The following is a 13,890-nucleotide window of genomic DNA, read 5'->3' as shown; positions in this document are numbered from 1 at the left end:
CTTTTCTATTTATTTACTTTATTAATAATTGAGATGCGCACGGCGTTCATTCCCCGCGTACCACGTTCAATTTCAAATGTTATTATATCTCCTTCTGCAATATCAGCCGGAGCTGAAGATATATGAAAAAAATATTTTTCGCCATTATTTGTATCCTTCACAAATCCATAACCTTTGGACTCATTAAAATGTTCAATCCGTCCGTTAAAAGGAAGTGGATCTTCTATTGCTTCCTGTTTGGAAACTGAGACTGCAATCTCACTGGCATCAATTTCCTCTCTGGGTTTTTCCTGTGGCGTTGAATGGAGTACTCCATTTTCGTCCACATATGCAAGCATTTCCTCAAAGCTGCGACTCCCATTATTAATGCGCTCTTCTTTTTTCTTTTGTTTTTCTTCTCTCTTACTTTGCTTCGCTTTTTCCCGATCTCTTTTAGTTGATGTTACTTTTTTTACCATATATAATTGTAATTAATATAATTACTTGGGATGTTCTGCCATTGATGCCTTCATCAATTTTCATATACCAAATAATCAATGTTCAAAACGGATTTTCTCCAGACAAAAAGGACTAATAATGAGATCAATCTTGAAAATGAAAAAATCCACTGCGAAATAGCAAGGAATCAAACACAGACAAAGAAGAAGAATCAGAATAAACCTAATTGTTTATTCAGCAAATATAGGTATTATATTTCAAAATCCTAAAATAACATGAGAGTTTTCATGTTTTATTTAGAAAAATATTCCATTTTATCATTTATATGATACTTTCTACTATCGTATGCCCCTATTTTTGATTATCCACGTTGTTCTGATTCATGGAATACTGGTATATATCAATTCTTGAAAATACCGATCAATACCTTACTGTTTTAGAGAAATAATCAATAGGAATATGGATAAAGAAGATTTGGCTGTATATGCTAATTATTGCTCATCAGATAGATATAGAGATATCTATTAGAAAATTAGAAAAATGGAACAAAAAAGAAGAATTGAAGCTACATGAAATGAATGAAGCTTCATTAGCTACGAGAGCTAGCTATTCTACTGGTACAGGTATGGGACCGAATGATGGTATGTCTTAAGATCTTGATATAATTATAACTGTGATCTTTTTAAGTAAACTCTTATTTTGTTTGAAAATATATTATCAATAATCGTATTGAAATCCAATAAATAATATTATCTTTACCAAAGATGTTTTGATTTAAAAACGATGAATTAATAACACTAAAGTTGAAATAAACATGAGAATAGTTCGAACCTTTTCGGCTGAAAGCAAGTCCTTTTTTTATTGTAGATTTGAGCTGACTAGACAACGATTATCGATTACTGTGAGCGCTTTTTTTGTATTGCTTTTATTATTTTGTACAACCACATTGGTTGCACAAGAGCGACTCTCTTCTATGTCCAAAGAAAAAAGAGATAGTATTTTAGTAGAGATAACTCAGAAACTACTCAAAGAGAAGTTTCCAGGGTGGTATCGTGAGGATGTACATCCTATTATTACACAAAGTGACTTTAAAGGCTTCTTTTTGAAATGGTTGCAAGAGGATATGCTTAACCCTGGTGTACCTGACTATTTGAAACCGGAAGATTTGCGTTATACAGTGGCACTTTACTATGATAAATGGGTGGAAGAGAACTTTGAGAGTCCATATACAGCGAGAGCTACCATAATTGATAAAAATCAAGAAATAGTCGAAATTATGCTGGGGAGTAATTTGGGGTATAGTTGGCCTGCTATAAAAAATATTAAGATAAAGGACCGTCTTTCTTCAATGCCTGTAGGGAAAAGGGATAGTATTTTAGTAGAGATCTCCCAAAAGGTTCTTAAAGAAAAATACCCCCAATTGTATCGTAAAGATGTGTCTTTTGCGATTGAACAGGGTGATTTTAAATTATTAGATATAGATTGGGCTCGTGATGACAATTATATATATGTTCCAAAATATGTAGAACCAGAAGATTCATATTATGCTGTAACACTTTATTATGAAAAATGGCGTGAAGATAAACTTAAATATCCATTTACAGCTGTGGTATATATTATTGAAAAAACTCAAGAGCCATATAAAGTTATGTTAGGTTCTGGGTTTGGTGGATATGAGAGTTTATTAAAACCAAATAAAAAAGAATAAGATACTTGTTTATTGCTTTTGTCAGGGAGTTTAATGATATAGAAATATTGAACAATGAATTAGAAAGATATGAAAAACAGGACGGAGTTTGTAGGATGCTGTAGAAAGACAATATATAAAATAAATATTCAATATCTAATAAACTATCCATTATTAGAAATGAAATAAATCCTTTAGAAGGTCATATTCACTTAAATCTTGTGTGTTTTTTGCGTCTAATAAATATTTGATAGTCAAATAGGGCAATAAATGTAGTACTTTTGTCCATTTAATATGTGATTGGTTCTTTTTAAAGAATAGAAATATGTAAAATAAGAGGTATATATGTTGAAAATATTAATAACCTATGCCGTTCAAGGCGAATTTGTAGAGATTAAATGGCCTGAAGTGGAACCTTATTACGTTCGTACAGGCATTGGTAAAGTGAAGGCAGCGTTTCATTTGACGGAAGCGATTCGTCAGGTAGAACCGGATTTAGTTTTGAACCTTGGTACAGCCGGAACAGTCAATCATCAGGTTGGAGATATTTTTGTTTGTCGTAAGTTCATAGACCGAGATATGCAGAAGATGACGGCTTTCGGTTTGGAGTCGGAGATTGATTCATCTGCTTTGTTGAAAGAAAGAGGTTTTTGTGAAAATTGGATCGAGGACGGTATTTGCAATACCGGAGATAGTTTTTTGACAGAGCTAACTCACGTAAGTGGAGATGTAGTAGATATGGAAGCTTATGCTCAGGCCTTTGTTTGTCGGGCTAAAGAAATTCCATTTATATCGGTGAAATATGTTTCGGATATTATAGGTCAGAACTCCGTAAAACATTGGGAAGATAAACTGGCAGATGCACGGCAGGGACTCTCACATTATTTCAATGTTTTGAAAGAAAGAATATGATAGGTGACTCCTACTGCAATCAGTGCGAGGAGTATCTTTACCCATAAAAGTGGGATTAGGAAGAAAATACAATAAGACATGGTTCCCCACATCAAAGTGAGTGAAATGATTTTGGCACGTAGGGGTATGGCTTTGTTTTCGCGAAAGTTTCGAATGTATGGTCCGAGGTGTTGGTGATTCAGTAGCCAATTATATAATCGGGACGATCCTTTGAAATAAAGGGCAGCTGTAAGTAATAGAAAGGGGGTAGTGGGCAATAACGGCAAAAAGATACCGAGAATGCCGAGTGCCAGAGAAATGCTTCCTAAAACAATACAGAGAGTTTTCATGCAACAAAGATAGTGCAAACCCGATGCAGAAGCAAATTTATTTGTATTCTACATTCGGTGTTGCCTATTTTGCTGAATAGAAAGATGAAAAAACAACGAGGTTTGTCCAATGAAAACTCTTTTTATACTACCTTTGTACTTGTATCGAGGTGACATTAGATGCAGGTAACTTTTAATTTATATAACAATGTTTACAGTAATTAAACGCATGGAGATATCAGCTTCTCATAAGCTGGTGCTCCCGTACCGCAGCAAATGTGCTAATCTGCACGGTCACAATTGGATTATCACTGTCTATTGTCGCTCAGCACGGCTGAATTCCGAAGGGATGGTGGTAGATTTCTCCCGAATTAAAGAAGTGGTTATGGAAAAACTTGACCACCAAAATCTGAATGAAGTCCTTCCATTTAATCCAACGGCTGAGAATATAGCTCGTTGGGTTTGTAAGCAGATTCCTCAATGCTATAAAGTGGAAGTGCAGGAGTCGGAAGGGAATGTTGCCATCTACGAGAAAGATTTATTAGAAGATGAAAAGGAGTAAGAACCGATGAATGAAAGATAAAAATGATGAGAAAAATCAACGAAATCTTTTATAGTTTACAGGGGGAAGGCTATCACACCGGGACACCCGCTATCTTTGTTCGCTTTTCAGGATGCAACCTTAGCTGTGATTTTTGTGATACGCAACATGAGGAAGGAATAATGATGACTGATGAGGAAATCATTGCTGAAGTAAAAAAATATCCTGCTGTTACGGTTGTCTTGACAGGAGGTGAGCCTTCGTTATGGATAGATGGTAATTTTATTGACCGTTTGCATGAGGTCGGTAAATATGTCTGTATAGAAACTAACGGGACCCGTCCGTTGCCCGAATCTATCGATTGGGTAACTTGCTCTCCTAAACAAGGTGTCAAATTGGGAATTACACAAATGGATGAAGTGAAAGTTGTTTATGAAGGGCAGGACATCAGTATTTATGAATTACTTCCTGCCGAACATTTTTACCTTCAACCTTGTTCTTGTAATAACACTGCTGAAACAGTAGATTGCGTCATGCGACATCCCAAATGGAGACTTAGCCTGCAAACGCACAAACTTATCGACATCCGCTAATTAGATAGACGGATGTACCGAAGGACCATCTAAAATTTACATATACATTATGAAAGTAGGTTTGTTTATTCCTTGTTATATCAATGCTATCTATCCAAATGTGGGGGTGGCATCGTATAAGCTGTTAAAAAGTTTGGGAGTAGATGTCGATTATCCGTTAGACCAGACTTGTTGCGGACAACCGATGGCAAATGCTGGTTTTGAGGATGAATCAGTGAAGTTAGCACTACGGTTTGATGATTTGTTTCAGAAGTACGATTATATTGTCGGTCCTTCTGCCAGTTGTGTGGCTTTTGTGAAAGAAAATCACCCCGGAGTTTTAAAGAAAGAAGGGCATATTTGTCAAAGTGCGGGTAAGATTCATGACCTTTGTGCATTTATTCATGACGTGCTGAAACCTTCTAAGCTACCGGCACGTTTTCCTCATAAAGTAAGTATCCATAATAGTTGTCACGGTGTACGCGAATTGCTCCTTTCTGCTCCGAGTGAACTGAATATTCCTTACTACAATAAATTGCGTGATCTGCTTGATATGGTAGAAGGTATTGAGGTTTTCGAACCTGCCCATGTTGATGAATGCTGTGGATTCGGCGGTATGTTTGCCGTAGAAGAACAGGCAGTCTCTGTTTGTATGGGACGTGATAAAGTGAAAAGCCACATGGCTACCGGAGCCGAATATATTGTCGGAGCCGATAGTTCCTGTCTGATGCATATGCAAGGTGTCATTGAACGTGAACATCTTCCTATAAAAATTCTTCATATAGTAGAAATCTTAGCTTCGCAATCATGAGTACCCAACATGCAAAAGCTGCAGAAAAGTTCTTGCAGGACAGCAAGATGGCAGCATGGTATAACGAAACCCTTTGGATGGTCCGTGTCAAAAGGGATAAAATGAGTAAGGAAGTTCCCGAATGGGAAGAACTGCGCAATAAGGCTTGTGAATTGAAACTTTATTCCAACAGCCATTTGGAAGAACTCTTGCTGGAGTTTGAAAAGAATGCTACTGCCAACGGTGCTATTGTCCATTGGGCAAAAGATGCTGATGAATATTGTGCAATCGTTTACGATATACTGAATGAGCATAATGTCCATCATTTTATAAAGAGCAAGTCCATGCTTGCCGAAGAGTGTGGGCTGAATCCTTTCTTGATGGAACGTGGAATTGATGTTGTTGAATCTGATTTGGGAGAACGTATTCTTCAATTGATGCATGAGGCGCCTAGCCACATCGTGATGCCCGCTATACATATCAAACGGGAACAAGTGGGCGAACTTTTTGAAAAAGAGATGGGGACGGAGAAAGGAAATTTCGATCCGACTTATCTGACTCATGCAGCTCGTAAGAACCTGAGACATCTTTTCCTGAATGCAGAAGCTGCTATGACAGGAGCTAACTTTGCAGTAGCTTCTACAGGAGATATTGTCGTGTGTACCAACGAAGGAAATGCAGATATGGGAACCTCCTATCCGAAACTCAATATTGCTGCTTTCGGCATAGAAAAGATTGTACCGGATATGGAATCTCTGGGAGTGTTTACGCGTCTACTGGCACGTTCGGCTACCGGACAACCTGTGACAACTTATACTTCTCATTACCGTCGTCCACGTGAGGGTGGTGAATATCATATTATTATTGTGGATAACGGTCGGAGTAAATTACTCTCCAAAACCGATCACATTAAAACTTTGAACTGTATACGTTGTGGTGCCTGTATGAATACTTGCCCCGTATACCGCCGAAGTGGCGGATATTCCTATACTTATTTTATTCCGGGGCCTATTGGTATTAATCTGGGAATGGCACACGATCCGGAGAAATATTACGATAATCTTTCTGCTTGTTCATTGTGTATGTCCTGTTCGGATGTTTGTCCGGTAAAGGTGGACTTGGCTGAGCAGATTTATAAGTGGCGTCAGGATTTGGACGGTTTGGGAAAGGCAAGTACCAGAAAGAAAATAATGTCCGGTGGCATGAAGTTTCTGATGGAACGTCCGGCCTTATTCAATGCGGCTCTCTGGGTGGCGCCTGTTGTGAATGGCTTACCACGCTTTATGAAGTATAATGATTTGGATGCTTGGGGTAAGGGGCGTGAGCTGCCGAAGTTTGCTAAAGAATCATTCAATGAAATGTGGAAAAAGAATGAAGTACAGGGAAAGGAGGAACAGCAATGAAAGAAGAAATAGCTATGAGTAGCAGAGAAGAAATATTAGCCAGTATTCGCAAAAATACGAAGGTTCGTTATGAGAAGCCGGATATTGAAGATATGAAACGGCTGACTTATCCTGATATGATTGAACAGTTCTGTGCAATTAGTCGTGCTGTTGGAGGTACAGCTATTGTATTAGGGGAAGGAGAGGATGTAAATCAAGTAATTCGTCGTACTTATCCGGATGCAACACGTATTGCTTCCGTATTGCCGGAAGTATCTTGTGCAACTTTCAACCCCGACAACCTGGATGATCCGAAAGAGTTGGATGGGACCGAGGTGGCTGTGATTGCCGGAGAGATAGGAGTTGCAGAAAATGGAGCCATCTGGATTCCACAAAAGGTAAAATATAAAGCCATTTATTTTATTTCTGAAAGATTGGTTATTTTGCTTGACCGGAATAAGATTGTAAATACAATGTTTGATGCTTATCAGGAGTTGGTTGGGCAAGAGTATCAGTTCGGGACATTTATTTCCGGTCCGTCGAAAACGGCTGACATTGAGCAGGCTCTGGTAATGGGAGCTCATGGAGCGCGGGAATTATTAGTTATTTTGACATGAATTAGCAAATAAGTATAATGTACGCAAATAAAGTAAAGAAAATAGCTGCCGTTCATGACCTTTCGGGGATGGGACGAGTTTCATTAACAGTCGTTATTCCCATTCTATCTTCAATGGGCTTTCAAGTCTGTCCGCTTCCTACCGCGGTATTGTCTAACCATACACAGTATCCCGGTTTTTCCTTTCTGGATCTGACCGATGAAATGCCGAAAATTATTGCCGAATGGAAGAAACTGGAAGTACAATTTGATGCCATCTATACTGGTTATTTAGGGTCACCCAGACAGATTCAAATCGTTTCCGATTTCATTAATGATTTCAGGAGACCGGATAGTTTGGTTGTTGCAGACCCGGTATTGGGCGATAATGGTCGCCTGTATACCAACTTTGACGGGAAGATGGTGAAAGAGATGCGTCACCTGATAACAAAAGCGGATGTGATTACTCCCAACCTGACGGAACTTTTCTATTTATTGGATAAACCTTATAAAGCGTACAATACCGATGAAGAATTGAAAGAATATCTTCGTCTTCTGTCTGATAAAGGACCCGAGGTGGTTATCATAACCAGTGTTCCTGTGAATGAGGATGAACATAGAACTTCTGTATATGCATATAACAGGAATGGAAATCGTTATTGGAAAGTGACCTGCCCTTATTTGCCGGCTCACTATCCCGGCACTGGAGATACCTTTACGAGTGTTATAACGGGTTCTTTGATGCAAGGAGACAGTCTTCCGATGGCCTTGGACCGTGCAACACAATTTATTTTGCAAGGCATTCGGGCTACTTTTGGTTATGAGTATGATAATAGGGAAGGAATTTTACTAGAGAAGGTTTTGCACAATCTGGATATGCCAATACAGATGGCTAGCTACGAACTGATTTAGTGAACTCATGAATGGAACGGAAAGAACAAGATTCCGGTTCCTTACAGATTTAGAGTGTGGAGAAGGGAAGGCTAAATATAATGAAGGTAGTCTGGTTTTGCTTATGGAAAGCCTTCTTTTAATGTTTATAAATTTTAGTATTTCAGATATTTCTATTATTTTTACCCCGTTATTAAGTAATCTTGAATAAATATATATTATGAATCAAACACTTAAAACTACTGAACGGCTTGGAGTAGTAGATGCTCTGCGTGGGTTTGCTCTTCTAGCTATTGTCTTGTTACACAATCTGGAACATTATAATTTGTTTCTGCCCCTGGAATTTGCAGTACCGGTGTGGTTACAGACAATTGATAAGTATATGTGGGATACGTTGTTTTTCTTATTTGCAGGAAAAGCGTATGCTACTTTCTCTTTATTGTTCGGATTTAGTTTTTATATCCAGTTACATAATGCGGAAAAACGGGGTACTGATTTCCGTGGACGTTTTGCGTGGAGGTTGTGTTTGCTGTTCTTATTTGCGCAGTTACATGCTTTGTTTTATAATGGTGATATACTTTTGCTATATGCGGTAGTTGGTTTTGCCCTGATTCCGGTATGTAAGCTGAAAGACAAAACGGTTTTCTGGATTGCTGTTATATTGCTCTTGCAACCTTATGAATGGGGACGGGCTATTTATGCGTTGATAGATCCCAATTATGTAGCTGTGACAGGTCACTTTATCCCTTATGCTGAACGTGCACAGGTGGTAACAGCAAATGGCAGTTTTCTGGAAGTACTTCGTTCTAATATTTCTGACGGGCAATTATACAGTAATATATGGCAGGTTGAAAATGGCCGTTTATTCCAGACTGCCGCTTTATTTATGTTTGGAATGTTGCTGGGACGCCGGAAATATTTTATCAAGAGTGAAGAATCTTTGTGCTTTTGGAAAAAGATGCTGAAATATGGTGCTATTGCTTTTATTCCTTTGTATTGCCTGAGAACTTTTATACCTGATCTCATAACAAATCCTTCTGTACTGGTTCCTTATAAAATAGCTGTACCATCTTATGTTAATTTTACTTTTATGATTATTCTTGTTTCTATCTTTACGTTACTTTGGTTTAAGAAAGAAAAAGGATATAGTTGGCAAAGTTTGCTCATTCCTTACGGTCGTATGAGCTTGACAAACTATATCTTCCAATCTATTATGGGTGTTTGTATCTATTATGGATTTGGATTGTCTATGTATAAGTATGCGGGTGCAACAGGAAGTCTGCTGATCGCATTATGTATCTTTGCCATTCAACTTATATTTAGCCGTTGGTGGCTTGCACGTCATAAACAAGGACCATTAGAGTATTTGTGGCGTAAAGGTACTTGGATTGGAACCGGGAGATAATGGAATTCCCGGTTATTTAAATTTTACTTTAATCTCTACGGGCTTATTTCCGTGAGTCCAATCCGGACCTTCTTGAATCAGGCGTATGGCTTCTTTATCAGTGGATTCGCAAAGTCCCTTCTTAATTTTAATTTGGAAGGGACGACCTTTTTCATTAACAAAGAAGGTTACTATGACAATCCCTTTACTTTCGCTACAAGTTTTATCCGTAGGCTGAATCAAATTCTTTTTCAGGTATTTTTGATACTGCTTCATTCCGGTTACAGGCTTGGGCATTATCTGCTTTGAGGCTTGTTTCGAGCTTTTTGTGATGATTCCTGGTATAATTCCCGCCAAAGTATTGGGGGAAGATGGCTGTTTGAGATTTTCCACTTTTACAGTCGTTACAGCACCTGTAAGTCTCATCTTCTTTTGTTCACCGGCTCCGGCTATTACTACTTGGTCCAATGTTGATTGGGGACTTTCAACCTTTGCAGAATCTGAATTAGATTTTAGCAGATTTTCCAAGGCTTCTTTTGATATAGCCCCTGCCAAGGCATTGGTGGGAGGTGTTTTTTTGAGATCTTCTACTTTTACAGTCGTTACAGCACCTGTAAGTCTCATCTTCTTTTGTTCACCGGCTCCAGCTATTACTACTTGGTCCAATGTTGATTGGGGACTTTCTTTCATTGCAATAAATAATGGTCGAATAGAATCTTTAACAATGATACTGACAGGATCATATCCAATGTAATTTGCTTCTAATTTACCGAAGAATTGTTCTTTGGGAATTGAGAACCTTCCGTAAATATCTGTTATTGTTCCGTATTTTTTTTTCTCATAAGTATTTATGGAGCCAACTAAAGGAGACTGATCTTTATCATCGGGCACTACTCTTTTTCCCCAATAAGTTATATTGACACCAATAAGAGGCTGACCTTTGTCATCGGTCACCATTCCATTAATAACATTTTTGGCATTGGCAGTTAGTTCAATCTTTTTTATATCTTTCTCATTACTTTGGATAAGAGTAGTATCTATTGTGGATTCTATAATTTCTTCTTCTATAGGACCAGTAATCTCAGTAGAAACCTTTTTGGGGGTTGAAGTGACTTTTGATTTAACAAATCTATTTTCTTTAGTCGCTTTATCTGAGATAGCCACAAGATTTGAGTCCTGCTTTGTTTTTGTAGCGGATGGGGAATGAGTTACTTTCTCTCCCGGAGTTTCCGGGCCCATTGGAACTTCAGGAACTGCTGCCGTAGTATGGATGGTTTCTTTGGCTATAAATGTATCTTCCGGCATATTACTTTTTAAGAATAAGAAATAACTGCTAATACCGACCCCGATAATCAGACAAGCGGCAATACTCCAAGTGATGGCATACGAATTTCTTTTCTTTGTAGAACGAGCCGTTATAAGAGTCTGTAGTTCCTTAATCCGTTCTTCATGTTTCCCCTCTACTTGCTGGTATCCATCCATGGCATCAGCAAGAAAAGGGTCTTTCATCGACTCTTTTTCCAGTCGATGCGCTTCTTTTCCTTTGCGTAATCCTCGTATGTAATCCAATAATTTCATAGGGCTTGTTTCTTTATACAGATTTTCAAATTTCGCTTTCCGTTTTGGATATAGCTTTTCACATTGCTCAGAGTCAGTCCGGTTTGTTCGGCAATGTCGGCATAGGACATTTCTTCCAAAAAGAAACGGGTAATGCTGGTTCGTTGTTCATCGGGCAACTTTTCCAGGCAATTGTGCAAAGCTTTGAGTTGCTCTTCCGGATGATCCTCTTCACTTAAAAGATGCAGAAATTCGTCAGATTCCATAATATTAATGGTATAATCTAGTGGAATTTCTTTGTTCCCCTTTCGTAATAGTTGCAGGCAGTGGTTTTTAGCTACTCTATAAAGCCATGGTCTAAATGCTTTTATATCGTAATTGCTTATTTTGGGAATTAGATCCTCAAATAGTTGCATGACTGCTTCTTGTGCATTGTCTTCATCTCGTAGATATTTTAGAGAGAGACCATAAACTAGCGGTATATAACGGTTGTATAATTCACCGAAATATTCTGTGTTCCCGGACTTGGTATAGGATGTTAGTAGTTCTTCGTCCGATAGCTTCGATATGTCTTTTCTAAATATCAGGATTTTATTTTTGTTGTCAAAGATAGAAATTGAAATGATAAATAACAACGAAGAGAAGAAAAATAAAAAAAACTTTAATCAGCTTATGGAATTTGTGTGCTTACTGCATCTCTATAGTAAAAGTGGATTAATAATGACATTAAATACTTGTAGTTATGAAAACAAATCAATTCAGAGCAATCATGCTTATACTGCTAATGGCAGTTATTTCTTTGGGACAGGCAAATGCCCAACTTATAAAAGTAACCGGTACTGTTGTAGATAACAAGAATAATCCGTTGATAGGTTGTAATATAACCGTTAAGGGAAAAACGGGCGGGATTATTACAAATATCAATGGAACTTACTCTATTAAAGTATATAAAGGTGAAGTTTTATGTTTCTCTTATATAGGTTATGAGACGGTGGAGGTGATTGTTAAGTCTGAGAAAATAAATGTGGTAATGCATGAATGTGCTAAAGATGCAATGGAAGAAGTCGTAGTGTCTGGAGTAGGTGCACAAAAGAAGATGACTATTACAGGCGCTTTAACATCAGTAAGAGTAGAGGACCTGAGACAAACGTCTATTTCCAATGCTTTGGCAGGGAATGTTCAAGGAATAATAGGAATGACAAGCGAAGAATATAAATCTATCAATGAAAATGGTTACAAAGAAGTTTCGGATGCACCACTGTCTACTTTCTCCATTGATGTGGATGCTGCCTCTTATAGTAATATGCGCCGTTTTATTAATAGGGGTGAACTTCCACCCGCAGATGCTGTTCGTACAGAAGAATTAGTGAATTACTTCACTTATGAATATCCGAAGCCAACAGGGAACGATCCGGTGAAGATAACAATAGAAGCTGGTGACTGTCCTTGGAATACAACTCACCGTCTGGTTCGAATCGGATTGAAAGCGAAAGAGATTCTAACAGATAATTTACCTGCATCTAATTTGGTCTTTTTGATTGATGTTTCCGGCTCGATGTGGGGAGCAGAACGATTGGATTTGGTGAAGTCATCTCTTAAAATGTTGGTCAATAACTTGCGTGATAAAGATAAAGTTGCAATTGTGACTTATGCCGGCGTTGCGGATGTAAAAATGGAATCAGTATCCGGAAGTGATAAACAGAAGATTCGTGAAGCAATAGATGAACTAATTGCCAGAGGTTCTACTGCCGGAGGTGCAGGTATCCAATTGGCCTATAATATCGCTAAGAAGAATTTTATATCCAATGGAAATAACAGAATTATCCTTTGCTCGGACGGCGATTTTAATGTAGGTGTTTCTTCGGAAGAAGATTTGGAGCGATTGATAGAAAAAGAACGTAAGAGTGGTGTATTCCTGACAGTTTTAGGTTATGGAATGGGTAATTATAAAGATAGCAAAATTCAAACACTAGCTGAAAAAGGAAACGGAAATCATGCTTATATTGATAATTTGCAAGAAGCCAATCGTGTATTGGTGGGTGAGTTTGGAGGAACTTTACATACTGTTGCAAAAGATGTGAAACTTCAGGTTGAATTTAACCCTTCACTGGTACAAACCTATAGGCTGATCGGTTATGAGAGCCGTTTGTTGAAAGATGAAGATTTCAATAATGATGCGAAGGATGCAGGAGATATAGGAGCAGGACATACGGTGACTGCTTTATATGAGGTGATTCCAGTGGGGGTAAAGAATGATTATCTAGGAAAAGTGGATGATTTGAAGTATCAGAAGAAAGAGAAAAAAATGGTGAAATCGACAGGTTCTGATGAATTGCTAACAGTGAAACTCCGTTATAAATCTGCGGATAAAGATGTTAGTAAAAAGATAGAGCTTCCTTTTGTTGATTCCAAAGGAAATAACGTTTCTTCCGATTTCAAATTTGCTTCAGCTGTTGCCATGTTCGGACAGTTACTACGGAATTCTGATTTCAAAGGTGATGCAACTTATGACCAGGTGATTGATTTGGCGAAACAAGGCTTAAACAATGATGAAAAAGGGTACAGGAGAGAATTTGTTCGTTTGGCAGAAGCTACTAAGGGGATAGAGCCGGTTAATTGAAATTATTAATCAAGTAGAATTTCTTGTCGGTGATTCTTTTTCTTCTACTAAAATAGTGACGGTATCTGATAGGTATACTGTCACTATTACAAGAATATACCGTCACTTAGGGAGATAAAAAACAGTAGGCAATCTGTCAATTTTATCCTGCGGATACATAACTTTCGAAGTTTGCAAAGCAATATTTTGACAAATTAGCCTCTTCGTTGCATC

The 13,890-nt window shown here is 38.0% G+C and carries 15 protein-coding genes; 11 read left to right on the top strand and 4 right to left on the bottom strand.

The features are described 5' to 3' along the window. Positions 1–5: 5 nt before the first annotated feature. Positions 6–458 carry a cold-shock protein gene (locus tag PHO71_RS02315; RefSeq protein ID WP_300198293.1) on the bottom strand — a complete coding sequence of 151 codons (453 nt, stop codon included), beginning with the start codon at positions 456–458 and terminating at the stop codon, positions 6–8. 464 nt (positions 459–922) lie between these two features. Here PHO71_RS02315 and PHO71_RS02310 point away from each other — a divergent pair, with 464 nt between their 5' ends. From PHO71_RS02310 to PHO71_RS02300, 3 genes are all read left to right on the top strand, one after another. Further along, the gene (locus PHO71_RS02310; RefSeq protein WP_300198291.1) at positions 923–1,090 is read left to right on the top strand and encodes a hypothetical protein; all 168 of its coding nucleotides are present in this window, start codon (positions 923–925) and stop codon (positions 1,088–1,090) included. A gap of 162 nt (positions 1,091–1,252) precedes the next feature. Continuing rightward, positions 1,253–2,146: a hypothetical protein gene (locus PHO71_RS02305; RefSeq protein ID WP_300198288.1), complete on the top strand. Its 894-nt coding sequence runs from the start codon at positions 1,253–1,255 to the stop codon at positions 2,144–2,146. A gap of 324 nt (positions 2,147–2,470) precedes the next feature. Next, a complete protein-coding gene (locus PHO71_RS02300) occupies positions 2,471–3,037 on the top strand; it encodes a nucleosidase (protein WP_300198286.1) in 567 nt (188 codons plus the stop codon). Here PHO71_RS02300 and PHO71_RS02295 read toward each other — a convergent pair. Continuing rightward, a complete protein-coding gene (locus PHO71_RS02295; RefSeq protein WP_300198285.1) occupies positions 3,007–3,366 on the bottom strand; it encodes a YbaN family protein in 360 nt (119 codons plus the stop codon). The genes PHO71_RS02300 and PHO71_RS02295 overlap by 31 nt on opposite strands. Positions 3,367–3,553: 187 nt before the next feature. Here PHO71_RS02295 and PHO71_RS02290 point away from each other — a divergent pair, with 187 nt between their 5' ends. The 7 genes from PHO71_RS02290 to PHO71_RS02260 all read left to right on the top strand — a co-directional run bounded on the left by PHO71_RS02290 (position 3,554) and on the right by PHO71_RS02260 (position 9,521). Further along, complete coding sequence (locus PHO71_RS02290; RefSeq protein WP_300198283.1) at positions 3,554–3,907, top strand: 6-carboxytetrahydropterin synthase; 354 nt, start codon at positions 3,554–3,556, stop codon at positions 3,905–3,907. A 26-nt stretch (positions 3,908–3,933) separates the two neighbouring features. After that, positions 3,934–4,479, top strand: coding sequence for a radical SAM protein (locus PHO71_RS02285; RefSeq protein ID WP_300198658.1), 546 nt, complete (start codon positions 3,934–3,936; stop codon positions 4,477–4,479). Positions 4,480–4,528: 49 nt separating this feature from the next. Then, complete coding sequence (locus tag PHO71_RS02280) at positions 4,529–5,269, top strand: (Fe-S)-binding protein (protein ID WP_300198281.1); 741 nt, start codon at positions 4,529–4,531, stop codon at positions 5,267–5,269. Further along, positions 5,266–6,651 carry a lactate utilization protein B gene (locus tag PHO71_RS02275; RefSeq protein ID WP_300198280.1) on the top strand — a complete coding sequence of 462 codons (1,386 nt, stop codon included), beginning with the start codon at positions 5,266–5,268 and terminating at the stop codon, positions 6,649–6,651. Before PHO71_RS02280 ends, PHO71_RS02275 begins: the two co-directional genes overlap by 4 nt. Before the next feature lie 14 nt (positions 6,652–6,665). Next, the gene (locus PHO71_RS02270) at positions 6,666–7,247 is read left to right on the top strand and encodes an LUD domain-containing protein (RefSeq protein WP_300198655.1); all 582 of its coding nucleotides are present in this window, start codon (positions 6,666–6,668) and stop codon (positions 7,245–7,247) included. Between the two features lie 17 nt (positions 7,248–7,264). Beyond that, positions 7,265–8,137: a pyridoxamine kinase gene (locus PHO71_RS02265; protein WP_300198278.1), complete on the top strand. Its 873-nt coding sequence runs from the start codon at positions 7,265–7,267 to the stop codon at positions 8,135–8,137. 199 nt (positions 8,138–8,336) lie between these two features. Further along, positions 8,337–9,521, top strand: a complete 1,185-nt coding sequence (locus tag PHO71_RS02260) for a DUF418 domain-containing protein (protein ID WP_300198276.1) — start codon at positions 8,337–8,339, stop codon at positions 9,519–9,521. A 12-nt stretch (positions 9,522–9,533) separates the two neighbouring features. Here PHO71_RS02260 and PHO71_RS02255 read toward each other — a convergent pair whose 3' ends face one another. Both PHO71_RS02255 and PHO71_RS02250 read right to left on the bottom strand, forming a co-directional pair. After that, the gene (locus tag PHO71_RS02255) at positions 9,534–11,078 is read right to left on the bottom strand and encodes a hypothetical protein (RefSeq protein ID WP_300198275.1); all 1,545 of its coding nucleotides are present in this window, start codon (positions 11,076–11,078) and stop codon (positions 9,534–9,536) included. Further along, complete coding sequence (locus tag PHO71_RS02250; protein ID WP_300198653.1) at positions 11,075–11,647, bottom strand: sigma-70 family RNA polymerase sigma factor; 573 nt, start codon at positions 11,645–11,647, stop codon at positions 11,075–11,077. The genes PHO71_RS02255 and PHO71_RS02250 overlap by 4 nt, the downstream gene beginning before the upstream one ends. Positions 11,648–11,799: 152 nt before the next feature. Between PHO71_RS02250 and PHO71_RS02245 the strand changes: the two genes are divergently transcribed. Next, a complete protein-coding gene (locus PHO71_RS02245) occupies positions 11,800–13,677 on the top strand; it encodes a von Willebrand factor type A domain-containing protein (RefSeq protein ID WP_300198274.1) in 1,878 nt (625 codons plus the stop codon). Positions 13,678–13,890: the final 213 nt, after the last annotated feature.

The organism is Bacteroides sp. (assembly GCF_028690125.1).
GTDB lineage: Bacteria > Bacteroidota > Bacteroidia > Bacteroidales > Bacteroidaceae > Bacteroides.
Note: the sequence above shows the minus strand (reverse complement) of the source record. Positions and strands in the feature narration are given on the sequence as shown.

Excerpts from the sequence above, each read along its gene's own strand:
- PHO71_RS02300 (WP_300198286.1), top strand. The coding sequence starts at position 2,471 with ATGTTGAAAATATTAATAACCTATGCCGTTCAAGGCGAATTTGTAGAG.
- PHO71_RS02270 (WP_300198655.1), top strand. The coding sequence starts at position 6,666 with ATGAGTAGCAGAGAAGAAATATTAGCCAGTATTCGCAAAAATACGAAG.
- PHO71_RS02310 (WP_300198291.1), top strand. The coding sequence starts at position 923 with ATGCTAATTATTGCTCATCAGATAGATATAGAGATATCTATTAGAAAA.
- PHO71_RS02285 (WP_300198658.1), top strand. The coding sequence starts at position 3,934 with ATGAGAAAAATCAACGAAATCTTTTATAGTTTACAGGGGGAAGGCTAT.
- PHO71_RS02265 (WP_300198278.1), top strand. The coding sequence starts at position 7,265 with ATGTACGCAAATAAAGTAAAGAAAATAGCTGCCGTTCATGACCTTTCG.
- PHO71_RS02315 (WP_300198293.1), bottom strand. The coding sequence starts at position 458 with ATGGTAAAAAAAGTAACATCAACTAAAAGAGATCGGGAAAAAGCGAAG.
- PHO71_RS02255 (WP_300198275.1), bottom strand. The coding sequence starts at position 11,078 with ATGAAATTATTGGATTACATACGAGGATTACGCAAAGGAAAAGAAGCG.
- PHO71_RS02260 (WP_300198276.1), top strand. The coding sequence starts at position 8,337 with ATGAATCAAACACTTAAAACTACTGAACGGCTTGGAGTAGTAGATGCT.
- PHO71_RS02245 (WP_300198274.1), top strand. The coding sequence starts at position 11,800 with ATGAAAACAAATCAATTCAGAGCAATCATGCTTATACTGCTAATGGCA.
- PHO71_RS02275 (WP_300198280.1), top strand. The coding sequence starts at position 5,266 with ATGAGTACCCAACATGCAAAAGCTGCAGAAAAGTTCTTGCAGGACAGC.
- PHO71_RS02290 (WP_300198283.1), top strand. The coding sequence starts at position 3,554 with ATGTTTACAGTAATTAAACGCATGGAGATATCAGCTTCTCATAAGCTG.
- PHO71_RS02280 (WP_300198281.1), top strand. The coding sequence starts at position 4,529 with ATGAAAGTAGGTTTGTTTATTCCTTGTTATATCAATGCTATCTATCCA.
- PHO71_RS02295 (WP_300198285.1), bottom strand. The coding sequence starts at position 3,366 with ATGAAAACTCTCTGTATTGTTTTAGGAAGCATTTCTCTGGCACTCGGC.
- PHO71_RS02305 (WP_300198288.1), top strand. The coding sequence starts at position 1,253 with ATGAGAATAGTTCGAACCTTTTCGGCTGAAAGCAAGTCCTTTTTTTAT.